The sequence below is a fragment of the Verrucomicrobiia bacterium genome (genome assembly GCA_019634625.1).
GTDB lineage: Bacteria > Verrucomicrobiota > Verrucomicrobiia > Limisphaerales > CAIMTB01 > CAIMTB01.
Genome location: JAHCBA010000050.1, coordinates 20223 through 43504 on the forward strand (window position 1 = coordinate 20223; position 23282 = coordinate 43504).

Below are 23282 nucleotides of genomic sequence, written 5' to 3' on the forward strand. Positions count from 1 at the left end.
GAGGGACGAGCTCTGCGAGTCCTCAATCCATCGCTCCACACCGTTGCGGCCTCGTGGAACTCGGCCCTCCGAAGCGCCGCTTGGCGGAGTTCGCACCCCGCCCATAACGCAGGGATGCACCGAGTCCGGTCAGGTCTTATCCGGAGGGTGCTGGGCGGCCGGCAGGGTGTTGATCATCCAGCCGACGCCGAAGCGGTCGGTGAGCATGCCGAAGCGCGGGGACCAGAAGGTCTTCCCGAGGGGCATGGTGACCTGACCGCCTTCGGCGAGGGCGGCGAAGGCGCGGTCCGCGTCGGCTTCGGAGGCGACGGCCAGGGACAGCGAGAAGCCTGAGAAGGAGGCGCTCTCGGGTCCGCAACCGTCCGAGGCCATGACGAGGCTTCCGCCGATGTGGAATGAGGCGTGCATGACCTTGTCTTCCCATCCCGGAGGGGTGGTGCCGGGGGGCGGGGCTTCCGGGCTTTCGCGGAAGCGCATCAGCATTTCCACTCGGGCACCGAGGGCCTTCTTGTAGAACTCGACGGCCTCCTCGCAGCGGCCGTTGAAGAACAGGTAGGGTTGGATGAGGGGCAGGTTCATGGGATGGGTGAGGAACGGAGTTCAGGCGTGGGCAAGGGAGGCGTGTTGGGAGCGGACGCCGATTTCATCGGCGATGGGGCATTGCGGAGCGACGGGGCGGACTTCAACGCGGATGCCGTGGGGAAGGCCCGGGCAGTCCTTGGCGATGGCCACCGCCTCGTCCAGGGTCGCGACGTTGAGCAGGAAGTATCCGCCGATGGATTCCTTCGACTCGGCGAAGGGACCGTCGGAGACGACCCGGTTCCGGCCGGCGACGATCTTGCCGACAGGTTCGAGGGGATTGCCGGCGAGGGCGATGCCTTCGTCCTTCAGGCGGTTGAACCAGGTCATCCACTGGTCGAAGACCTGCTGCATTTGTTCGGGCGAAAGGCCCTGGTACCAGTCGGTGCCGCGGAAGATCAGCATGTGGCCGTGATGGGATGGGGTGCTCATGGGAGGTCGGTTCGATTTCTATTTGGGAGGCAACATGAATTGCCCCGGTTCGACAAGGCAACGAATGGCCGGCAGCCGTTGGGACAATAAAGTGCAGGGTTTCCCAGTGGGCGGATTGTGGGTCTGCGTAATGCCAGTAAACGGTGCATGGCTCCTGGACCGTGGAGCCTTCGCATAAAGGGGGGGGTGGCTGCTTGGGGGAACGGTGGCCCGGTCCGGGGCGGATGAGTCGCGGCGCAGCGGGGCGCTCAGGCGTGACCCGCATTGCGCTTGTGGATGCAGAGGGCATTGCCATCGGGATCGAGAACGAAGGCCATGCGACAGACGGGGGTGGCGAAAGGTTCCATGTGGAAGGGGACGCCGTGGCGGCGCAGGTGGGCGATGGCGGCGTCGAAGTCGTCCACTTCGAGGCCCACACTGCAACCGGAGGAGGTCGGGTTCCACTCGGGTGCGCCGGCGCCGAGGGAGAGGGTGCCACCGGCGATGTCGTACTCGGTCCATTGCATGCCTCCCGGTTCTCCGACGGACGAAGAGGGGGACAGCCCGAGGATCTCCTCGTAGAAGCGCCGGGCGCGGGCCATGTCGGTGACCGGGTAGCAGGAGAAGGCGATTTCGGTGATTTTCATGGAGGGGGGGATGGTGCCGATGGCGGGACTTGAACCCGCACGGCCGTTTCCGGCCAGGGGATTTTAAGTCCCCTGTGTCTGCCATTTCACCACATCGGCGTCGTTGAGTTGCCGTGGGTCGAACGTCATCGTGTTCCGATTGCCTGCGTAGGGCGCAGGGCATCCGGCGGAACGAAACACGTGGCCACGCGTTGCGGCCTTCACGGCGGGGGGCACGCTACCTCCCGGCCTTCGATGGCCGCAAGCAGCGGGTGCGCGGGCTGTGGAACGCCGCGGTTCGGCAGGTGGACTTCAACCCGGCCCTGCAATCCCTCGGTCGCTGGCGCCTCGACTCTGAACCGGAATCCGGCAATCCGGACGGGCCTTTCGACTTCGCCGCAGCCGGACCACGGCGACGTATCGCCGCACCGGTTCTTCCGGCTCATGGAGGAGCCCTGACCCGTTCCGCTGAATCGAGGGGGCCGGGGCACTGGGATCGAAAGGAGGCTCAAGGGAGCCGGGTTCATGCCGATGATAAGCCTCGGTTTTTGGCCCGAGGCCCCATGTGACGGGCGCTCTGGCAACGGAACGTGGGGTGGTGGGTGTACAATCCAACCTGGTAGCGAGCGATGATCATGAAGGTTCAAACATTGAGAGCGAAATTGATACTTTTGCTGGCGTTGCCAGTGCTGGGACTCGCGTTCTTCGGCGGGCGTGGGGCGTGGGAGAAGTGGCAGACCGAGCGGAGTTACGCGCGGTTGGAGGTGCAATCGGGCGTCCTGCAGCAGGTCGGGGACCTGGTTCACGAACTCCAGAAGGAGCGGGGACGATCGGCGGTGTTCGTCGGGAGCCGGGGGGCCCGGTTCGCCGAGGAGCTGATCACGCAGCGCCGGGCGAGCGATGTGGAGTTGAGCACGTTTCAGCAGCGCGCCGAGGCGGTGTCAGGACTGAACCTCGGGCGGGTGTTCGACGAGGGTCTGACGGCGGGTCGGGAGGCGCTGGGCCGGCTGGCGGGCCGGCGTGGGGAGATTTCGGCGTTTCGGATCACCGGGGCGGAGTCCACACGGTATTTCACGGAAACCATTGCGACACTGCTGGACCTGGCCATGGCGGTGGCCCTTTCGGTGGAGGACCCGCAGGTGGCGCGGGGGATGTTCGCCTATGTCGATTTTCTGAAGGGAAAGGAGCAGACCGGGATTGAGCGGGCGGTGATGGCCACGGTGTTCAGCGAGGACCGGTTTACCGGGGACGCGTTTGCGCGGATCAGCCGGATTCTGGCGGTGCAGGAGACGTACCTGACCCAGGCACTGAGCTTTTCGACCGGGGAACAGCGGCAGTTCTACGCCGACACCATGCGGGCCCCGATCGTCGAGACGGTGTCGGCGATGCGGGAGGGCGCGTTGGCGAAGGCGCAGGAGGGGGGCTTCGGCGTGACCCCGCACGTGTGGTACGACGCCATCACGGAAAAGATCGACCTGATGAAGGGGATCGAGAACCGGTTGGCTGCGGACTATCGAAATCAAGGCGTGGTGCTGCGGAGGCAAGCCCGCAACGCCTTCCTGATGTTTGCTGCGGCGACGCTGGCGATCGTGGGCCTGACCGTGGCGCTGGGCGTGGCGATCATCCGGTCCATTACGGCGCCGCTGCGGCGGGTGATCGTGGAACTGACCACCGGATCGGACCAGGTGACGGCCGCGTCCGCCCAGGTGGCGACGGCGAGCCAGTCCCTGGCGGAGGGGGCCAGCGAGCAGGCGGCATCGCTCGAGGAGACCGGGGCTTCGCTGGAGGAGATGTCGAGCATGACCCGGCGGACGGCGGATCACGCCAGGGGCGCGCAGACGTTGTCGAACGAGACGCGGCTGGCGGCGGAGACGGGGGCGCAGGACATGACCGAGATGAGCGGGGCGATGGATGCCATCAAGGTTTCGAGCGACAACATTGCGAAGATCATCAAGACCATCGACGAGATCGCCTTCCAGACCAACATCCTCGCCCTGAATGCGGCGGTGGAGGCGGCGCGGGCGGGGGATGCGGGACAGGGATTCGCGGTGGTCGCGGACGAAGTGCGGACGCTCGCGCAACGGAGCGCGCAGGCGGCAAAGGAGACCGCCCAGCGCATCGAGGACTCGATCGAGAAGAGCGAGCGGGGCGTGCGGATCAGCAGCAAGGTGGCCGACGGATTCCAGGAGATCGTGCGCAAGGCGCGGCAGGTGGACGAATTGATCGGGCAGATTGCCGGCGCCTCCCAGGAGCAGAACCAGGGCATCGCCCAGGTCAGCACGGCGGTCAGTCAGATGGACCGGGTGACCCAGGCCAATGCGGCCAGCGCGGAGGAGAGCGCCAGCGCCGCGGAGGAACTGAGCGCCCAGGCGGAGACGCTCCGGCAGGCGGTGACGGAATTGAACCGCCTTGTCGGAATTCACGGCGGAGGAGCGCCGGCCGGAACATCGGAACCGAAAGCACCTTCCCGGGAGGAACATCGAACGATCCATGGGGCCAAACCGCAATCCGCGGCCCGGCCTGGATCGAATCGCATGGCGGCCGGAGCGCCGGCGAATCCGCCGGTGAGACGGGCGTCGATCGCCGCGGCACCTGCCGTTCGCACCGGTGCGACCGCCGCTTCCGCGGCTTTGGTGCCGGGTTCCGGGGCACGGCGTTCGGAGTTGCCGATGGACGGTGACTTCAGGGATTTCTGAGGTCCTGGCGCGTCGGCCGGGACATTGCATGGCCCCTTCGCATCACGTGGTGCGAGGGGGCCATCGGCGTTCCGGGGCATGGTTCGCGGAGGCCCGGTGATGGGCGCCCCGCAATGAGGGCCGGACCTGGTGGTTCAAGGCCCGGTGGCGACGGGGAGGTGCTTCATGGCGGCGTACTCCTTCCAGGAGCCTTCGTAGAGCCTGACGTTCGGATAGCCGGCAAGGTGCTTGAGGTAGAACCGCAGCAGGCTGCCTTCCCGGGAGGTCCCGCAATAGACAAGGATGTCCTTGTCCGGGGTGAGCCCTGCGGCTTCGAGTTCGGGCGCCATCTCGGAGGGCGGTCGGAACTTGTGGGTGTTGGCGTCGGTCATGACGCGGGCCCAGTGGAAATGGATGGCGCCGGGAATGTGGCCTTGGCGGGGCCAGAGGTCGTCCTCGCCGCGGAACTCGAGCGCCGGGCGGGCGTCCACCAGGACGACACCGGGACGATCCTTGAGGGACATCACCTCGTGCACGCTGACGGCGATGCCGCGGTTCATGCGGGCGGGAAGGCGTCCGCGCGGGGTGTCGGGGTAGTCCTGGGTGGTGGCGAAACGGGCGCGGTAGTCGGGCCAGCCGCCGTCGAGGATGCGGATGTCGCGGACGCCGAACTTTTCGAGGACATGGGCGACCATGGAGGCGCTGAGGATTTCGTCGCCGGTGCCGCCTTCGGCGTAGAGCACATGGGTGCGGTTGCGATCGACCCCGGCCCGGACCAGGAGATGGCGGGTCAGGTCGTCGGGGAGATACTGGACCGGCACGCCGCGGTCGGTGCCGCGCAGGGTGTCGAAGTTGATGTGGTGGGCGGTGGGGAGGTGGGCGCGGATGTAGTCCTTGTAGCCGCCGCGGGTGTCGAGGACGAGGGGGCGGGATCCGGGATCGGCGTGGTGAATGAGGGTGTGGACCTCTTGCGGGGAGATGAGGCCGATCTGCGCTGGGGCCCGGGCGGCAAGGAGCAGGGCGGAGATGGATAGCGCCAGCGGAGCGCAGATGGGGATGGATCGGTGTGGGTGCATGGGAGGGGGGATTCGATTCAGTCTTCGGTTGGGTTGGAGTGGAGTTGGAAGGGAACGGGGGTGTCGTCGGGGTCCGGGGGAACGGAGTGGACCAGGGTGAGTTCGCCGGCGCCGTCGCGGGGTTCGAGGAGGGCGATGCGGTCGGCGAGGCGCCGGGCCTGGGGATGGTTGTGGGTGACGAGGAGGATGGCGCGGGTTTGCCGGAGGTGACGGATCAGGGATTCGATGGCGTCGGTCGAGGCGGGATCGAGGGCGCTGGTGGGTTCGTCGAGGAGGAGGACCTCGGGTTCGACCGCGAGGGTGCGGGCGAGGCAGAGGCGCTGTTGCTGTCCGACGGAAAGGTGGAGGGCGGAGTCGTCGAGGCGGTCCTTTACCTCGTTCCAGAGGTGGGCTTCCTGGAGGGCGCGTTCGAGCCAGTAGGCGGCGTCGGCGCGGGAAAGTCGGACGAGATGGCGGCGTCCGAAGAGGACATTGCGGCGGATTGTGGTCGGGAAGACGACGGGTTGCTGGAAGATCATGCCCAGGCGGGCCCTGAGGTGGTTGACGTCGAGGGATGGGTCCCGGACCGGGCGGCCACGCCAGAGGATTTCCCCCTCGACTTGGAGGGTCGGGGTGAGGTCGATGAGGCGGTTGAGGCAGCGGAGGAGGGTGCTTTTGCCGGCGCCGGAAGGACCGAGGATGGCCAGGATTTCCCGTTCGCCGAGGCGCACTTGAATGTCGCGAAGGACGACGCGATCGCCGGCCCGGACGTGAAGTCTGCGCGTTTCGATCACCGCAGGGGCGGGGGTGGGGTCAGTCATGACGGGCCTCCTCATGGGCCCGGAGCCGGGCGGGAAGGGTGACGAGGCTGAGGCTGGCGACGATGGCCAGAAGGACGAGAGCCGCGGTCCAGACGCGGGCGGCGGCATCGGGATTGTAGGTGTCCTGGGCCAGGACGAAGATGTGGTAGGGCAGGGTGAGAACCGGGTTGTCGCGGATGCCGTTGGGGAGTGTGGCTCCGGCGAAGACGGTGGCTGTGAACAGGATGGGGGCCGTCTCGCCGGCGGCGCGGGCGAGTCCGAGGAGGGAACCGGTGAGGAGACCGCCGATGCATTGCGGGAGGATGACCGAGCGGACCACTTGGGAGGGGCGGAGTCCGAGTGCGGCGGCGGAATCGATCCTGGCCTGGGGCAGGGCCTGGATGCGGGTGGCAAGGGAGACGGCCACGGTGGGGAGCATCATGAGACCGAGGAGGAGGCCTCCGATCAGCCAGGATTTTCCCCAGCCGAGGAAGTGGACGAACACCAGGAGTCCGAAGAGACCGAAGAGGATCGAAGGCACGGCATTGAGCAGTGAGAGGAAGGTGGTAAGGCGGCGGCGGGCGGATTCACGGCGCAGATAGACCGCCTGGGTGAGGGCGAGGCCGGTGGCGATGGGCGTGCAGACGGCGAGGGCGGTGACGAGGAGAATGAGCGTGCCGAGAATGTTGTGCCGGACGCCACCGGCGGCGCCGGCCCGCTGCATGGGTTCGGAAAGGAAGGACCAGGAGAATGCGGGGAGACCGCGGGTGACGATGGCAAGGATGAGAAAGGCGAGGATGCCAAGGGCGATGAAGGCGCATAGGGCGGTGCCCCAGGTGAGGGTGCGGTCAAGGGCGCGGCGCATGGTGGGAGGAGGGCCGCAGGAGGCGGGTGGCGAGGAGGGTGAGGACGGTGACGAGCAGGAGGGTGATGAGGCCAAGGCCCATCATGGCGGCCCAGTGGAGCGGGTCGCCGTAGGCAAGATGGACCTCGGCGCCGACCAGTTTGCTGCCGAGCGTCTGTCCTGCTTCGGTGAGGGGACGAAGGGAGAGGAGGGAGGCCGGCCATTGGTTGTCCTGGCGGCCGACGACGAGGAAGACCGCGATGCCCTCGCCGAAGGCGCGGCCGAGCGCGAGCAGCACGGCGGCGACGATGCCACGGCGGGCCTCGGGAAGGCAGACCCGCAGGATGGTTTCGGCACGGGTGAGGCCGAGGGCCCGGGCGGCGCGGCGGTGGGCGGCGGGGACCGCACGCAGGGCGTCGTCCGCCAGGGTGGCGAAGGTCGGGAGGATCATCACCGCGAGAAGGATCCCTGCGGTGAGGAGGGTGTCCCCGCTGAGGGGGTCGAACGGGGCGAGGAGACGGACGACCCATTCCCGCAGGAAGAGGATCCCGAGCAGGCCATAGACGACCGAGGGGATTCCGGCGAGGAGTTCGAGGGCTGCCTTGAGGGGCATCCGGGAGCGGGAAGGGGCGATTTCGGCCAGGAAGAGGGCGGTTCCAAGACCGATGGGGACGGCCAGCGCCAAGGCGACGGCCGAGACGGCGAGGGTGCCGTAGATCATGGCGGCCGCGCCGAATTCCTGCTGCCGATGGAACCAGCGGGCGTCGGTGAGATAGCCCCAACCGGAATGGCGCAGGACGGGGACCGTTTCCCAAAGGAACAGGCCGAGCAGGGCGAGCGCGAAGCCGACGGCCAGAAGGGTGCAGGCGAGGCTGGCCGACATGGTCCAGCTCCATCGGGGACGGGGATGCCGTGGGGCGAGGGGAATCACAAGGCGGATGCGGACGGAGCGGTGACGTTGGAGGGGCGGGTTCTGGGAACGCGGCGTTGTGGGATCGGAGGGCCGAGTTCCACGAGGCCGCAGGGGAATGAAGCGATGGGATGAGGACTCGCGGAGCTCGTCCCTCCGAAGGTGAAGCTGGGTTGTGAAATCGGAGGGCCGAGTTCCACGAGGCTGCGGGGGAATGGAGCGATGGGATGAGGACTCGCGGAGCTTGTCCCTCCGGAGGGTTGGGAGGGGCGGCGCATGGGTCAGGGAGCGGGCGGGGGCGCCGGTTGATAACCGTGTCGGCGGACGATGGCCTGGCCGCGGTCGCTGAGGAGCAGATCGACGAGTTCGCGGGCGGCGCCTGACGGCTCGCCATCGGTGAGGAGGTAGAGGGAGCGGCTGAGCGGGTAGCGGCCGGCAGTGAGATCCGCGGGTGTAGGATGCACGACGGTGTCGGGTTCGAGGCGGAGGCCGAGGGCGAAGGTTGTGGCGTTGTCGGTCCAGGAGGCGGAGAGCGGGGCGATGGCGCCGCGGGTGGAGGCGACCTTGGCACGGGCCTCTTCGTTGCCGCCGACCTCGGGGAAACTGACGGGAGGCGCGTGGCGGGCATCGCCGTAAAGCCAGTGCACGAAGATCTCCCAGGTGCCGCGGCCGGGTTCCTTGTTGAAGAAGGCGATGCGGCGGTCGGGGCCTCCCAAGAGGTCCCAGTTGCGAAAGGTGCCCTCGTAGATGCCGCGCGCCTGATCGCGGGTCAGGCTTCGAACGCCGCCGTCCCAGACGTCGCGCGAGACCACCAGGGCGACGGCATCCACGCCGATCACCGTTTCATGGAAGCGCACCTGCGGGAACCGGGTGCGATCGGTGTCGGTGAGCGGTTTGGAAGACATGCCGACATGCGCACGTCCGTCACCGAGCAGGGCGATCCCGCCGGCGCTCCCGCCCTGGGTGTCGATGACGATGCGCAGGCCGCGTTCCCGGCGGAGGATCTCGGCCGCCTCGGCGACGGGCAGATTGACTGTGGTGGAACCGTTGACGCGGAGCACTTCAGATCCAAGTCCACGGGGAGTCGGAAGGAAGGTCAGCAGGAGCGTCAGCAGGAGGCATGGGCTGGCGACCGGGCAGAGGCGAGGAAGCGCGGCTGCTGAAGGCCATGGGCAAAACACATGCCAAGAAGCGCATGTCACCAGGCCAGTGGCAACAGGAAAGTCCGAGGGTTGAATCCGGGTCCGAGCGGTCGAATTGACGGTGTGGATCGACCTGTACGATATGGCGTCATGGATAAAGCCAATGCGACCTACACGCGAAATCACTTGAGCGAGATACTGGCCCGCGTTCGGGAGGGAGAGACGATTCTGATCATGGATCGGCAGCAGCCAGTTGCCCGGCTGGAACCGGTTGAGGCTGGATCGGTGGAGGGGTTGCTTTGGCAGGGGTGATCTGCGTGCGCCGGGGATTGCTTCGCCCGGCGCGGCATCGGCTCGACCCGAAGGCGCTTGTGGCCATGCCCTGGCCGGAAGCCAGGGACGGAGGAGATATCGTGGGGTCGCTTTTGGCGGATCGTGAGTGAGGGGCAAGATAAGGGCCAGACTACATAAAGTCTTATTTGTTGACTCGGATAGCGGCTCAAGAAGTCCAATTTCGAGATAAAATAGTAGGTCAGGCGCTATACTGTTGACGTTAATTTAATTGTTGACTCGGCTAAAATAATTAATGCGTCAGGCGCAATACCGTTGACGATAATAGTAAGGCAGGCGTTGTACTGTTGACGGAACGGAATGCTTTCGGTCCGGTGATTCCCGATTGGCCGGGGGGGTGGATGGGCGCACGCTGCCGGGCATGATCGCGTGCATCCGAAGGCATCGGTGGCTGGTCCGGGGGGGGAGCTTTTTCGTGCTGGTGGCGATCGGGGTGTTTCTCTGGGTGCGGTGGCGGATGCAGGGTCCGTTTCGGGAGTACCGGGTGGACACAGCGTTTGTGTCCGGGGGGCCGGAGACACGGAGTGAAGGATTCGAGGTGGGGGTGGCGATGCGGGACATCACCCCGGATCTGGACCAGTACGATTCGTGGGTGGACGTGGACGGGAACAGCCGGTTCGAGCCGGAGAAGGGGGACACTTGGGAGGATCGGAACGGGAACGGGAGGTTTGATTTCGTCTGGCTGGGCGGGTTCCACATCAACCGTCCGGCGCAGGGGGTGAACGATCCGTTGTGGGTGCGGGCGCTGGCGTTCCGGCATCGGGGGACCGTGGTGGCGCTGGTCTCGATCGACGTGGTGGGCCTGACGCACGAGCGGTTCATCAAGACCCGGCTGGAGCTGGCGGAACGATTGCCGGAGTTGCGTTACGTGGCCTTCACGGCGACGCACACTCATAACAGTCCGGACACCATGGGGATATGGAGTCATCGTCCGTTTCCATCGCGCTTCGACGAAGGGTATGTGGAGCGGGTGATGGGCGAGGCGCGGGAGGCGGTGATCGAGGCGGTGGCGGGTCTGGAGCCGGTGGAGGTGACGGTGGCGGTCGGGGATTTGGAGCCGGAAGGGTTCGTGCGGGATTCACGGGAGCCGCTGGTGTACGACCGGGTGCTGGGGGTGGCTCGGTTTGCCAGGCTGGATGGCGGGGAAACGGTGGCGACGGCGGTGTCGTGGGGCAACCATCCCGAGGCGATGGGCAGCAAGAACCCGCTGATCAGCTCGGATTTTCCGCATTATCTGCGGGAGGCGATGGAGAACGGACTGGAGGGGGAGCATGGCATGGAAGGATTCGGGGGGACCTGCGTGTTCCTGCAAGGGCCGGTGGGGGGATTAATGACGCCGCTGGGGTTGGAGGTGCCGGACCGGAACGGGCAGGATGTGCACCGACAGGATGGGGTGGGGAAGACGCGGGCTTTGGGGGAGAATGTAGCATTGCGGGCGGCGGCGCTGCTGCGGGGTCCGGCGGCGCGGCGGATGGAGGACCACCGGATTGGCGTGGCGGCGCGGACGATTTTCATTCCCATCGAGGGGACCTTCCGGATCCCGATCATGCTGGGCCTGATTCATCCGGGGTGGTACGGCGGCAAGGCGCGGACCGAGGTGGCGGCGATGCGATTGGGAGAAATTGAGGTGTTGTGCATTCCGGGTGAGATCTACCCGGAGATTGTGGATGGCGGGGTGGAGTCTCCGGAAGGGGGCGACTACCCCGGGGAGCCGGTGGAGGTGCCGCCACTACGGCCGCAGATGCGTGGGGCGATGAACTGGGTGCTGAATCTGGCCAATGACGAGGTGGGCTACATCATTCCGCGGACCCAATGGGACACGCGGGCGCCCTACACGTATGGGCGCGACGAGGCGCCGTATGGGGAGGTCAACTCGGGGGGTTCCGAGGTGGCCCCGATCGTGCATCGGGAATCGCTGTCGGTGCTGGCGCGGCTCCATGAACACCTGGGAGGCGCAGTGCGGTAGGGGGGAGTCAGGGGCGATGCGTTGCCGGCGGGGCGTGGGTGATCACCACGGTGGGTTTGCCGATCCGGCCGTGGAGGACGCGGGCGAGGGGAGATTCGAGGCGACCGGCGAGGCTGTCGCGGACGACGGCTGCCTTGCCATCGCCGGTGGCGAGGACGATGACGCGGCGGGCGTTCCACAGCATGGGGTAGCCGAGGGTGAGCCGCTGAGGGGGCGGCTTGGGTCCGACGACCGAATGGAAGGGCAGCGTGGAGACCAGGTCACTGGGGAGATTGTCGGGGAAGAGGGAGGCGACGTGGCCGTCTTCGCCGACGCCGAGGAGGACGCAATCGAGGACTTCGCGTTGGGGACCGCGGCGCTCGGCCCACTGGGCCCAATCGGCGTTGGCGCGGATGACGGCCTGGTCTGGCGGGAGTTCCCCGAGGAGGCGGTGGATGCGGGCGGGAGCGACGGCGAGGCGGTCGAGGAGGGAGGTTTTGGCGACGCGGTAGTTGCTTTCGGGATGGTCGGGACGGACGCACCGTTCGTCGGCCCAGAAGAAGTCGGCCTCGGCGAAGGGGGTGTTGCGGAGTTCGGCCTGGCGGGCGAGTTCGGAGCCGAGGATGGGGGCGATGCGTCCGCCGGAGAGGGCGAGGGCGAAGTCGCGTTCGCCGTCGAGGACGAAGGCATCGAGGAGGGTGCGGGCGGCTTCGGAGGCGGCATGGCGGTCATCGCGGCAGGCGATGATCCAGACATCCGGATTGGGCGGGAGTGCGTCGCCGGGTTTCATGGAGAGTCGGGTGGAAGGGGCGGTGCGGGCCGGGTTCAGGCGGGAGGTTGGGGATGGCGCCAGGCGTGGCCGTAGCGGGCGAGGAGTTCATCGGCGGCCGGGGGACCCCAGGATTGGGCGGGATAGAAGTGGCCGGGTTCGAGGGGACGATCGCGCCAGCCGTCGCGGATGGCATCGACGAAGGCCCAGGCGGTTTCGAGTTCGTCGCGGCGGATGAAGAGCGTGGCGTCACCGGCCATGGCTTCGAGGAGGAGACGTTCGTAGGCCTCGGGGGTGTAGGCACCGAACTCGGCGTCATAGCTGAAGTGCATCCGGACGGGGCGGATCTGCATGGAGGTCCCGGGGACCTTGCCGTTGAAGCGGAGGGTGATGCCCTCGTCGGGCTGGAGGCGGAGGGTGAGGGAATTGGCGTCGAGACGGGGTCCGCACTGGGCGGCGAAGAGGACGTGCGGGGTGGGGCGGAACTGGACGCGGATTTCGCTGGCGCTGAGGGGCAGGTTCTTGCCGGTGCGCAGGTAGAAAGGGACGCCGGACCAGCGCCAGTTATCGATGAGAACGCGGAGGGCGACGTAAGTTTCGACGGCGGAGTCCGGGGCAACTTTGAGCTCCTCGCGATAGGCGGGGAGGGTTTGGCCGGCGGATTCGCCGGCGGCGTACTGGCCGCGGACGACGTGGTTGCGGACCTGGTCGGGATCCCAGACGCGGAGGGCGCGGAGCAGCTTGACCTTTTCGTCGCGGATGGATTCGGCGTCGAGGGAGACGGGCGGTTCCATGGCGGTCAGCGCGAGGACCTGGAGAAGGTGGTTTTGGACCATGTCCCGCAGGGCACCGGCTTCCTCGTAGTAGCCGCCGCGGGAACCGACGCCGGGTTTTTCGCTGACGGTGATCTGGACGTGCTCGATGGAATCGCGGGACCAGAGGCGTTCGAAGATGGCGTTGGAGAACCGGAACATGAGGAGGTTCTGGACGGTTTCCTTGCCGAGGTAATGGTCAATGCGGAAGAGCTGGGACTCGTGGGCGTGACGGGTGAGCTGGGCGTTGAGATCGCGGGCCGAGGAGAGGTCGGTGCCGAAGGGTTTCTCAATGACCACGCGACGCCAGCCAGAGGCCGATTCGGAACGGTCGATCAGGGCGCTGGCGGAGAGGCGTTCGACGACATCGGCGAACTGGGTGGGGGAGGTGGCGAGGTAGAAGAGGACATTGTGCGCGAGGGCCGGATCGCCAAAGCCCTTGAGGAGGTTGCGCAGCCGGACGTAGGCGGGGAGTTCGTGGAACTCGCCCTGGCAGTAGTGGAGGTTGGCGGCGAAGTCGGCCCATACCGCGTCCTCGACGGGACGGGTCCGGGAAAAGCGATCGAGGGCCGCACGCAGTTCGTCGCGCCATTCCGCATCCGTCTTGGGGCGGCGGGCGAAGCCCACGATGCGAAACGGCATGGGCATCTGCCGGCCGAGGAAGAGGTGGTAGAGGGCAGGGACCAGTTTGCGGGCGGTGAGGTCGCCGCTGGCGCCGAAGATGACAATGGTGCAGGGCTCCAACTGGCGGCGGCCGCTGTCGAGACGGCACACCAACAACTCGTCCAGCATCGACGGATCGCTCACGGGCGGCGAGCGTGCCTCAAGGCGGCGGGGCGAGGCAACCGTGGGTGAGTTTCGTGGGTGAGTTTCGGGGTGGCTAGTCGGTGCATCCCGGCGTTGTGGGTGAGGAGGCAGCGGATCGGAGGGACGAGCTCCGCGACTCCTCAATCCATTGCACCACTCCGCTGCGGCCTCGTGGAACTCGGCCCTCCGAGGCGACGCTTCGCGAAATTCGCACCTGTCCCCACAACTTCGGGATGCACGGGTGGCTCGTTGGGGAGGGGCGGGTGCTGGAGGTTGAAGGCTTGCAGTTCGGGAGGGGATGGAGAGGGTGCGGGGGATGAGCGGACTGAAAGTGTTGGGGGTGCAGTGGGATCTCGCGTGGGAGAGCCCGGAGGCGAACCGGGCGCGGGTGGAGCGGTTGCTGGAAGGGCGGCGGCCCGAACCGGAGACTCTGGTGGTTCTGCCGGAGATGTTTTCGACCGGGTTCAGCATGAACGCGGAGGGCATTTCGGAGGAGCCCGGGGGGGAGACCGAGCGATGGGCCTGGGACCGGGCGCGGGCTTGGGGCGTATGGTTGGTGGCGGGGTGGGCCCGGCGCGATGCGCAGGGGGTGGCGGGCAATGAGGCGGTGGTGGTGAGTCCGGCTGGGCGGACGGTGGCGACATATCGGAAGCGGCGTCCTTTCTCGCCGGGAGACGAACCCCGCCACTACCCAGCGGGCGGGGAGGCGGTGGTGTTCGAGTGGCGTGGGCTGGGGGTGGCGCCATTCATCTGTTACGATCTGCGCTTCCCCGAGGTTTTCGGAGCGGTGGTGGATCGGCGTCCGGAACTGCTCACGGTCATCGCGAGCTGGCCGGAGCGAAGGATCGAGCACTGGATGACGCTGCTGCGGGCCCGGGCGATCGAGCACCAGGCGTACGTGGTGGGGGTCAACCGGACCGGGGAGGATCCGGCGCATCGGTATCCGGGCCACTCGGTGGTGGTGGATCCCTGGGGGGAGGTGGTGGTGGATGCCGGCAGCGTGGAGGGTGTGATTGAGGCGACGTTGGATTTGGGGCGGCTGCGGGAGTACCGGGAGAAACTTCCATTCCTGGAGGATCGGCGGGTGGCGGCTTGAGGTCGAAGGTGGACGGAGGGACAGGGCTGCAAAAATATTAGGTCAGGCGTTAAGTTGCGGACGGCGCGATCCTGCCGGCCTCCCTTGAAATCCCATTTGGCCACTGCGTGGGGGGATGGGGTCAACAGTAATATGCCGGTCTCTTTGTTGATTCAGTCAACAATTGGGTGTCGGTCGTATTATTATTACGGGGATGACCAAGTCACGGGGGGCAACAAAATAATAATAATGGAGTCAACAATTGGGTGTTGGTCGCATTATCCCGATTCGCGATTTGCCCTCAGTTTCGTTCATTGAGCGGTCCGTGTGCGGCTCGAAATCGGCGCTTCGTCATTCCCGGGAACCACCTCGTCGATGGCCTCGATGAGGGCGTGGATCATGCGACGGAGTTGGGTGGGGGTGGTGCAGTAGGGCGGCATGACGACGACGACATCGCCGATGGGCCGGGTGAGGACGCCGCGTTGGCGCATGGCCTGGCAGACGCGCAGTCCAACCCGTTCGTGCGGGTGGAAGGGGGTGCGGGTGGGCCAGTCGCGGACCAGTTCGACGGCGGCGACCAGGCCGACCTGGCGGACGTCGCCGACGGAAGGAAGGTGCCAGAGGGGAGGCAGGAGGCGGGTCAGGGCGGTCTCGAGGTTGGCGCGCTGGCGGAGGCCGTCAGGATGCTGGAGGAGGTGGAGGCTCTCCAGGGCGACGGCAGCGCCGAGGGGGTTGCCGGTGAAGCTGTGTCCGTGGAAGAAGGTCTTGAATTCCGAGTACTCACCAAGGAAAGCCTCGAAGACCGGGCCCGTGGTCAGGGTGGCGGCCAGGGGGAGGTAGCCGCCGGAGAGGCCTTTGGCGAGGCACAGGAAGTCAGGCTGCACGGATTCGCGATGACAGGCGAAGAGGTGGGGTTGCGGGGAGCGGGGGGGGCGGGTGGCGGCGGTGGTGCGGCCGAAGGCGGTGAAGACCTCGTCGGCAATGAGGAGGGCGCCGTGGCCGCGTACGACCTGGGCGGCACGGGCCAGCCAGCCGTCGGGTTGCGGAATCATGCCGGCGGCGCCCTGGAGGAGGGGTTCGAAGGCGAAGGCGGCATAGGGGCGGTTCTGGCGGGTGGCGCGGTGACAGGCCTGCTCGATGCGGGAGACGCATTCCCACTGGCAGACGCGGTAGGTGCGGGCGTCGGCGCGTTCGGGCCGGGCCCGGTTATAGGGGCAGCGGTAACAGTACGGGGCCATGACGGCGTCCGTGCGGTAAAGCATGCCTCCGAAGGCGGCGTGGAAGCGGTCGATGTGGCCAAGGGCCACGGCTCCGAGGGTGTCGCCGTGGTAGGCGCCCTGCAGGGACAGGAATCGGGGTCGGCGATGGCCGCGGGTGCGCCGGGCGAATTCCCAGGCCTGCTTGAGTGCGACTTCGAGGGCGGTGGAGCCGTCGTCGGAGTAGAACACCCGTTCGAGGATGGGATTTGGGACGGGGGCGGCGGGGGATCGGAGCCGGGCGGGGTTGGCGACACGGACCAATTCCGCGGCGAGGAGGGAGGCGGGTTCGTTGGCGAGTCCGAGGGCAGAGCAATGGGCGATACGGGCGAGTTGACGGCGGAGGGCGCGGTCGAGGGCGGGGTGGCGATGCCCGTGGAGGTTGGTCCAGATCGAGGCGTTGGCGTCGAGGTAGGTGCGGCCGTGGGCGTCGCGAAGGGTGGCGCCGCGGCCGGAAACAATGACCAGGGGTTCCTCGCTGAGCCAGTCCCGCATCTGGGTGAACGGGTGCCAGACATGCTTCAAGTCGAGCTGGGCAAGGGGATGCATGGGAGCGGGGGATTATCGCGGCCGGATTCCGGTGCGATCGAGGGCGCGACGGAGGGCGGCCAGCAGGGTGGCGACCTCCTCCGGGCCGTGCAGGGCGCCGGCGGTTAGGCGCAGGCGCGCCTGTCCGCGGGCCACGGTGGGGTAGCGGATGGCGGGAACAAGGCAGCCTTCCTCGCGCAGAGCCCGGGAGAGTCGGACTGCCCCGGCTTCGTCGCCTACGGTCAACGGGAGGATGGGGGTACGGGGCGGCGGGAGGGTCCAACCGTCGGCCGCCAGCCCGGCGTGGAGGGCGTCGATGCAGCGGGTCAGGCAGGCGGCCAGGCGGGGGCCTTCCGTGGAAGCGACAATCTCCAGAGCGGCGGTGGCGGCGGCGGCGGCGGCGGGAGGTGGGGCGGTGGAGAAGAGCAGGCTGCGGGCGCGACTGACGAGGTATTCGCGAAGGATGGCAGGACCGGCGACGTATCCGCCGGCGGCGCCCAGGGCTTTGCCGAGGGTGCCCATGGGGATGTCGATGCGATGGGACAGGCCGAGAGCGTCGGCCCATCCGCGGAGGCCGGGGCCGGCCGTGCCGGTGGCATGGGCCTCATCCAGGAGCAGCCAGGCGTCGAATTCGTCCTTGATCCCGACGAGGTCCGGCAACGGCGCGACATCGCCATCCATGGAGAAGACGCTTTCGGTGAGGATGAGGACCTGGGCGGGGCGACCGCCGGGAGCGGGAGGCAGGGACCGGGTCCACTGGAGAATGCGCCGGAGGTCGTCGGGATCGTTGTGTCGGAACACACGCAACCGGGCACCGCTGAGGCGGGCGGCATCGACGAGGCAGGCGTGGGCGAGGCGGTCAAGGACGACACAATCGCCGGGCCCGACGAGGGCGGGAACGACACCGAGGGCGGTGGCATAGCCGCTGGAGAAGGCGAGGGCGGATTCGGATTGTTTGAAGGCGGCCAAGGCGTCTTCCAGATGATGATGCGGTGCGAGGGATCCGCAGATCAGGCGTGAGGCGGTGGAGCCGGCCCCGAAGCGGCGGGTGGCATCGAGGGCGGCGGCTTGAAGGCGTGGATGACGGGCGAGGCCGAGGTAATCGTTGGAGGCGAACGAGAGGAGGGAGCGGCCGTCGATCACGAGGCGGGGTCCGACAGACGGTTCGACCGGCTGAAGGGAGCGCCGGAGATGGCGGCGATCGAGGTCGGCCAGGCGGTCACGGAGGGAATCGGCGAGGGGCACGGTCGGGCGTTATGGTTAACCTCGGGGATGAAAAGGTGGGGCGTTGGGATGTTGGTTCATGGGTGACAGTAAAGCCATTGACGGGTTCGGGGATAGGGCTTACGGGAAGCGGCAGAGGCGGTAACGCCTTGGGTTCCTCCCGCCCAGCGGCACTGGTGCATTAGTGTCGCTGGGTTTCTTTTTTGGCGGCCGGGTGGGGGCCCGGGCGGAGGAGGACGAGGAGGGCGGGGAGGGAGATGAGTCCGGCGAGCATGGCGGCGACGACTCCGAAGGACATGACGAAGCCGAGGCTGACGATGCCCTGGTGGCGGGCCAGCATGAGGCTGGCGAAGCCGGCGACGGTGGTGAGGCCCGAGACGAGGACGGCTTTGCCGGTGCTGCGGGCGAGGATGGCGGGGTTCTGTTCCTCGGCGAAGCGGGTGAGGATGTGGACGCCGTAGGTGACGCCGATACCGACGACGAGGGGGAGGGTCATGATGTTGGCGGGATTGAAGGGGACACCGAAGAGGCCCATGAGGCCGGTGAGCCAGATGGCGGAGCAAAGGACGGGGACGTGGGCGAGGAGGACGGCGGAGAGGGATCGGAACTGGAGGAAGACGAGGACGGCCATGGCGGCGAGGGCGAAGAGGGCGGCTTCCTGGTAACTCTGCTTGAGGAGGTTGGTGTATTCGAAGAGCTGGACGGGCGTGCCGGTGACTTCGGGGAAGGATTCGCGGAGTTCGCCGATGAAGGCGGCCTGGTTGGACCGGACCCAGATGTCGAGGGTGGGATAGACCTGGAGCATGAACTTGCCCGACTGACCCACAAACCGGTGGCGGATGGGGGCGGGGAGGTCTTCGATGCGGAGGGGGGCGGAGGCGTCCTGGTTGCGGAGGGTTTCGAAGGTGGAGCGGAGGTCGTCGAAGAAGGCGGTTTCGAAGGCGGCGAGTTTGGCGGCGGTGCGTTGACGGTCGCCATGGGAGATGGCCGTGCGCAGGTGGCCGAGTTCGGCGCGCAGGGATCGGAGTTGGTGAAGGAGGTGGGTCTGGTCGGGTTCCTCTTCGAGGGCCTGGGCGGCCTGACCGAGGTAGGCCTGGAGAAAGGTGAGGGTCTGACCGAGTTCGGTGAGATTGGGCGGCAGGCCGGACGGGATTGGGAAGCGGAGCGGGGCGAGGTCTTCCCGGAGGGCGGCGATGAGGGCGAGCTTGGCGTCCTGGTCCCGGGCGATCAGGGGGGCGATGGAATCGATCTCAGCGACAGTGAGGAGGTTGGTCAGGGCGGATTCGATGTGAACGGCGTGGGGGGCATTGGAGGCGACGACCGCGGCGAACAGGACGGAGCGCGGGGTCGAGTTCATGAGCTTCTTTTCGAAGACGACCGCGGGGAGGCCCCGGCTCTGGAGGTTGCGCAGGTCGTAGTCGAAGCGGACGCGGGGGAGCTGGGTGAGGCAGAGCAGGCTGACGCCGAGACCGATGAAGGTGACGAGGCGTGGACGCCGGATCCAGCCGAGTTCGAGGCGTTCGCGCAGGGAGGGTTCGGCGTCGCCGCGACCGCGATCGATGACGTTCTGGCGTCCCTTCAGGAGCAGGACGGGCAGCATGGTCATCATGGGGATCAGGCAGACGAGCAGGCCGCCGCCGGTGATGATGCCCATTTCGCGCACGCCGGCGAAGTCGGTGAGGGCCATGGCGAAGAAGGCGCCGGCGGTGGTGAGGGCGCCTGAGAAGATTCCCTGACCGGTGTTGATCATCGCCTTGCGGAGGGCGAGCTGGCGGAGGACGCCATGGCGGAGTTCCTCCTCGTAGCGGGTGATGAGGTGGACGCCGAAGTCGATGGCCATGCCGACCAGCATGGGGGCGAAGGTGATGGTGAGGATGTTGAGGCGTCCGACGGTGAGGGTGGTGTAGCCCATGCTGTAGCACAGCCCGACGAGCAGGCAGAGCATGGCTTTGAGGGGGCGGCCTGTCTCGTGGTAGCCGTAGATGAAGACCAGACCGATGAGCACCAGCGCGACGAGGGTGGCGCGGATTGTGTCGGCCTGGGCCTGGCGCATTTCGTCCTGTTCGAGCACCGACCCGCCGGTGATGTCGGCGTTGACACCGGGGACTTCGAGGCGTGTTTCGTGGACCAGTTCGCGCAGGCGGCGGATGGCGGCGCCGGTGAGGTCCTCGTGGGCGGGCCGGAGGGAGAGGAGGTAGATGCGCCCGTCATCAAAGGTCAGGTAGGAGCGGCGTTCGGCCTCGGGTCCGCCTCCGAAGAGGGCAGTGACTCCGGGGGAGGGCGGGGTGCCGGGGCGCGACAGGCTTTCACGGGCCTGCGTGACGATCCGTTCGAGGGCGGGGAGTGCGCCGAGGAGCGATTCGTTGTCGCCGTCCGGCGTCCGTTGGGCGGAACGGAACTGCCGGTTGATGACCTGGAAGAGGGAATGGAGGTTGGTGGCGCCGGAGAGGCGCTGAAGGAAGGGGCGGTAGTCGCCGAGAGTCTGGCGGAGTTCGATCAGTTGGGGTTCGTCGAGAAAGAGGAGGGCCTTGGGCCCGAGCATGGGAAGGTCGCCGCGAAAGAACACATCGGTGAAGAGCCCGGGTTCCGCCTCGACGCGGGCGCCGAGGCGTTCGATGAACTGACGGTTCTTTTCCGGGGTTTCGCTTTCGACCAGGGCGACGATGTCGTCCTCGACGGCGAACTCGCGTTTGAACTCGAGGTAGATGCGGTGGTAGCGGAGTTCCTCGCTAACGAGATCGCTGCGGCTGGTCGAGAACTCGAGGTTGTGGACGGTGTAGAAGACGCAAAGGGCAGCCAGGGCGACCTGGGGCCACAGGAACCAACTCGGGTGATGGAGGACGAGATGGGCTACCCGCTGAAGGGTTCTCACGCTGAAGGTTGAACCGGGGGCATCCATGGCTGGCGGAGCCCGGATCAGACGGTTGCCGGAAGGTCGGCGTTGGCGTGGACGGCCTTCACATCATCGTGGTCTTCGAGGAGGTCGAGGAGGCGGGCTGCCGCGGCGGCATGGGCTGCGTCTTCCACGGTGGCATGGACGAGGGGCAGGAATGCGATTTCGGCTGAGGCGCTGGGGAAGCCGGCTGTTTCGAGGGTCTTGACGACCGTTTCGAGCCGGGCGGGATCGGTCAGGATTTCGAAGCCTTCCTGGTCGGCCCGGAAATCGTCGGCGCCGGCTTCGACGGCGACTTCCATGAGGCGGTCTTCGTTGACCGTGTCCCGGGCGATGAAGATCTGACCCCGACGCTGGAAGAGGCGGGTGACGGAACCGGCGGTGGCGATGGACCCGCCGTTCTTGGTGAGGAGGCTGCGGATTTCCGCGGCGGTACGGTTGCGATTGTCGGTACTGATTTCGGCGAGGATGGCGACGCCGCCCGGGCCGAAGATCTCGTAGGTCAGGTCCTCGTAGTGGGCTGCATCGTCGCCGCCGACGCCGCGGCGAATGGCCCGATCGGTGTTGTCGGAGGGCATGTTGGCGGCGCGGGCCTTGAGGAGGACCATGCGGAGGCGCGGGTTCATCTCCGGGTCCCCGCCGCCCAACCGGGCCGCCACGGTGAGTTCACGGCTCAGTTTGGCGAAGATGCGCGCGCGTTTGGCGTCGATGGCGCCTTTGAAGTGTTTGACCTTTGCCCATTTGCTATGACCAGCCATAAGCGGAGCGGGGACGAGTGTGCCGCACCGAAGGGAGGCGGTGCAACGACGGGTGTTGGAACGAAGATGGCTTGCTTCGCAGGCAGCGGTCGGGGCATGGAAGAGGTCGGTGACGACATGAGCATGGTGTTCCTAGCACTTTTCGGGATCTTTCTACCCACCTTCGAAATGCTGGTGATCTGCGTGTTCGCGGCCAGCCTCCCGGTGGCGTTCATCTTCTGGCTGCGGCGCTGGCTCGACAATGTGCGGGATGAAGACCCGGAAGACGTTGAGCGGTTGCAGAGCGAGGCGGACAAGGATCACGTTGCTCACCATGGGCATGGGCATTCCCACGGGGTGCCGCACGGGCACTGATGGGCACGGATTCCAGGTGCGCTGATCCAGGGCCCTGATCCAGGGCCCTGATCCAGGGCCCTGATCCACTGCGGTGGGGGCGGGGATCTGCCGGCATTTTGGCACCGGCCGGGCGGGGCAGGGGCTGGTTCGTGGAGCGTTGGGTGTGGGTTCAGCTCTTGCGTCCCAAGATTCGGTCCAGGGAGTCGGAGGTCTGGTGGATGAGGGCTTCCGGATAGTGCGCGTAGGGGTGGAAGTATTCGAAGGTGAGGAATCCGCGATAGCCGACCTGGTCGAGCGACTCGGTCACAGCGGGCCAGTTGGTGGTGCCGTCCAGGAGGGGCCGAAAGGTCTCGAGGGAGTGGTCGGTGCCTTTCTTGGTGAATTCCTTGAGGTGGATGTTCTTGGTGCGGGCACCGAGGATGGGGATCCAGTGCTCTGGGAACTGGAACAGAGCGATGTTTCCGGTGTCGAAATGGACGCGCACCCGGTCGCTGCCGAAGCTGTCCACGAAGGCGTTCATCTCCATGGGGGTCATGAGGTACCCGTTGAAGAAGATGTTCTCGATGTTGAGCGAGACACGGAGGCGTTCGGCCTGACGGACGAGGTGGCCTACAGCCTCGCGGGCGCGCCGGTCGCAGACATCATTGGGGACGGGTTCATGGTCGTCACGCCACGGGATGTGGACGGCGCCGGGGACGACGAGGACGTCTTCCACGCCGAGGTCGTGGGCGGCTTGGGCGATCTTGCCGGCGAGTTCGAGGCCGCGCTGGCGTTTGGTGACGTCGTTGCTGGTCAGGGGATAGGGCCAGAATAGAAACGAGCAAAGGCCGCTGATCTCGATGCCAATATCGTCTGCCATCCGCCGGATAGCCGTGTATTCGCGGGTGCCGGACTTGGGGGAGAGATCGTTCTCCAGGTCGTAGTTGAGTTCGATGCCCTCAAAGCCGGCGTCCCTGGCCAGTTGCAGGCATTCCCTGAGATTCATACGATCAGGGTAGGGGAAGGCCCAGAGGTTGATCGACTTGCGCATCGGATAGCGGCGTATGGCGCCGCGGCGGGCGTCTGGCGCGGACGGCGTCGCGGCGGCGGTTGCGCGGACGGGTTCGAACGCCATGGCGGAGAGAGCGACCGAGCCAAGGGTGGCCTGGAGCGCGGTGCGGCGGGAGACGGGTTGGGCGGTTGTGCTCAACCGTTTGGAAGGAGTGGTTTCAGTGTTCATGGTCTCCTGTGGGATGAGGCCGACTAGACCAAGGCGGCAGCCCATCGCCAATGGGAAAAGCAGGTGCGCCATCAATCGCGCCAAGGTGGCGTCCGTGCGTGTCCGTGAAGGATCGGCAGGTTGGGAATGAGGTCAGATGATGAAGGGTGCTCGTAGCCGATGCGAGAGGGAACCTCGACGCCATGGGTGCCAGCACGCAGACGGCCCGGACTTGGGTTGCACGGCATGGCTGGCGCATTTGGGGAGGTGCTCGAGTGGGTGCTTTAG

20 protein-coding genes and 1 tRNA gene are annotated in these 23282 nt (G+C 66.9%); 5 read left to right on the plus strand and 16 right to left on the minus strand.

Annotation, left to right across the window (positions count from 1 at the left end; all coding sequences use genetic code 11):
- Positions 1-129: 129 nt before the first annotated feature.
- The 4 genes from KF833_21310 to KF833_21325 all read right to left on the minus strand — a co-directional run bounded on the left by KF833_21310 (position 130) and on the right by KF833_21325 (position 1736).
- Entirely contained in the window at positions 130-579 is a 450-nt protein-coding gene (locus tag KF833_21310; GenBank protein MBX3747854.1) for a VOC family protein, read from the minus strand.
- Positions 580-600: 21 nt separating this feature from the next.
- Positions 601-1011, minus strand: a complete 411-nt coding sequence (locus tag KF833_21315) for a hypothetical protein (protein MBX3747855.1) — start codon at positions 1009-1011, stop codon at positions 601-603.
- A gap of 248 nt (positions 1012-1259) precedes the next feature.
- On the minus strand, positions 1260-1637 hold the full coding sequence (locus KF833_21320; GenBank protein ID MBX3747856.1) for a VOC family protein: 378 nt from the start codon (positions 1635-1637) through the stop codon (positions 1260-1262).
- 11 nt (positions 1638-1648) lie between these two features.
- Positions 1649-1736: transfer RNA gene (locus tag KF833_21325), tRNA-Leu, on the minus strand.
- A gap of 542 nt (positions 1737-2278) precedes the next feature.
- Here KF833_21325 and KF833_21330 point away from each other — a divergent pair.
- On the plus strand, positions 2279-4312 hold the full coding sequence (locus KF833_21330; protein ID MBX3747857.1) for a nitrate- and nitrite sensing domain-containing protein: 2034 nt from the start codon (positions 2279-2281) through the stop codon (positions 4310-4312).
- Between the two features lie 134 nt (positions 4313-4446).
- Here the strand turns inward: KF833_21330 and KF833_21335 are convergent, their stop codons facing one another.
- The 5 genes from KF833_21335 to KF833_21355 all read right to left on the minus strand — a co-directional run bounded on the left by KF833_21335 (position 4447) and on the right by KF833_21355 (position 9015).
- Positions 4447-5367: a sulfurtransferase gene (locus tag KF833_21335; GenBank protein MBX3747858.1), complete on the minus strand. Its 921-nt coding sequence runs from the start codon at positions 5365-5367 to the stop codon at positions 4447-4449.
- A 17-nt stretch (positions 5368-5384) separates the two neighbouring features.
- Complete coding sequence (locus KF833_21340) at positions 5385-6167, minus strand: ATP-binding cassette domain-containing protein (GenBank protein ID MBX3747859.1); 783 nt, start codon at positions 6165-6167, stop codon at positions 5385-5387.
- Positions 6160-7011 carry an ABC transporter permease subunit gene (locus KF833_21345; protein ID MBX3747860.1) on the minus strand — a complete coding sequence of 284 codons (852 nt, stop codon included), beginning with the start codon at positions 7009-7011 and terminating at the stop codon, positions 6160-6162. Before KF833_21345 ends, KF833_21340 begins: the two co-directional genes overlap by 8 nt.
- On the minus strand, positions 6995-7873 hold the full coding sequence (gene pstC, locus KF833_21350; protein MBX3747861.1) for a phosphate ABC transporter permease subunit PstC: 879 nt from the start codon (positions 7871-7873) through the stop codon (positions 6995-6997). The genes KF833_21345 and pstC overlap by 17 nt, the downstream gene beginning before the upstream one ends.
- A 308-nt stretch (positions 7874-8181) precedes the next feature.
- Positions 8182-9015: a phosphate ABC transporter substrate-binding protein gene (locus KF833_21355; protein ID MBX3747862.1), complete on the minus strand. Its 834-nt coding sequence runs from the start codon at positions 9013-9015 to the stop codon at positions 8182-8184.
- 177 nt (positions 9016-9192) lie between these two features.
- On the opposite strand from KF833_21355, the gene KF833_21360 reads away from it, so the two are divergent.
- Entirely contained in the window at positions 9193-9354 is a 162-nt protein-coding gene (locus KF833_21360) for a type II toxin-antitoxin system Phd/YefM family antitoxin (protein MBX3747863.1), read from the plus strand.
- A 400-nt stretch (positions 9355-9754) separates the two neighbouring features.
- Entirely contained in the window at positions 9755-11359 is a 1605-nt protein-coding gene (locus tag KF833_21365) for a hypothetical protein (GenBank protein MBX3747864.1), read from the plus strand.
- Between the two features lie 7 nt (positions 11360-11366).
- On the opposite strand, the gene pgl is transcribed toward KF833_21365, so the two are convergent.
- Both pgl and zwf read right to left on the minus strand, forming a co-directional pair.
- Positions 11367-12128: a 6-phosphogluconolactonase gene (gene pgl / locus KF833_21370; GenBank protein MBX3747865.1), complete on the minus strand. Its 762-nt coding sequence runs from the start codon at positions 12126-12128 to the stop codon at positions 11367-11369.
- A 35-nt stretch (positions 12129-12163) separates the two neighbouring features.
- Positions 12164-13711 (minus strand): glucose-6-phosphate dehydrogenase, encoded by a 1548-nt coding sequence (zwf, locus tag KF833_21375; GenBank protein ID MBX3747866.1) that lies wholly within the window; start codon positions 13709-13711, stop codon positions 12164-12166.
- A gap of 331 nt (positions 13712-14042) precedes the next feature.
- On the opposite strand from zwf, the gene KF833_21380 reads away from it, so the two are divergent.
- Positions 14043-14822: a carbon-nitrogen family hydrolase gene (locus tag KF833_21380; GenBank protein ID MBX3747867.1), complete on the plus strand. Its 780-nt coding sequence runs from the start codon at positions 14043-14045 to the stop codon at positions 14820-14822.
- A 290-nt stretch (positions 14823-15112) separates the two neighbouring features.
- Here KF833_21380 and bioA read toward each other — a convergent pair whose 3' ends face one another.
- The 4 genes from bioA to KF833_21400 all read right to left on the minus strand — a co-directional run bounded on the left by bioA (position 15113) and on the right by KF833_21400 (position 21460).
- A complete protein-coding gene (gene bioA, locus KF833_21385; protein MBX3747868.1) occupies positions 15113-16606 on the minus strand; it encodes an adenosylmethionine--8-amino-7-oxononanoate transaminase in 1494 nt (497 codons plus the stop codon).
- Between the two features lie 12 nt (positions 16607-16618).
- Positions 16619-17830, minus strand: a complete 1212-nt coding sequence (locus tag KF833_21390) for an 8-amino-7-oxononanoate synthase (protein ID MBX3747869.1) — start codon at positions 17828-17830, stop codon at positions 16619-16621.
- Between the two features lie 160 nt (positions 17831-17990).
- Entirely contained in the window at positions 17991-20708 is a 2718-nt protein-coding gene (locus KF833_21395; GenBank protein MBX3747870.1) for an MMPL family transporter, read from the minus strand.
- A 17-nt stretch (positions 20709-20725) separates the two neighbouring features.
- Complete coding sequence (locus KF833_21400; GenBank protein ID MBX3747871.1) at positions 20726-21460, minus strand: YebC/PmpR family DNA-binding transcriptional regulator; 735 nt, start codon at positions 21458-21460, stop codon at positions 20726-20728.
- A gap of 117 nt (positions 21461-21577) precedes the next feature.
- Here KF833_21400 and KF833_21405 point away from each other — a divergent pair, with 117 nt between their 5' ends.
- Complete coding sequence (locus KF833_21405) at positions 21578-21814, plus strand: hypothetical protein (GenBank protein MBX3747872.1); 237 nt, start codon at positions 21578-21580, stop codon at positions 21812-21814.
- A 151-nt stretch (positions 21815-21965) separates the two neighbouring features.
- Here the strand turns inward: KF833_21405 and KF833_21410 are convergent, their stop codons facing one another.
- Entirely contained in the window at positions 21966-22910 is a 945-nt protein-coding gene (locus KF833_21410; GenBank protein ID MBX3747873.1) for a sugar phosphate isomerase/epimerase, read from the minus strand.
- Between the last annotated feature and the right edge of the window lie 372 nt (positions 22911-23282).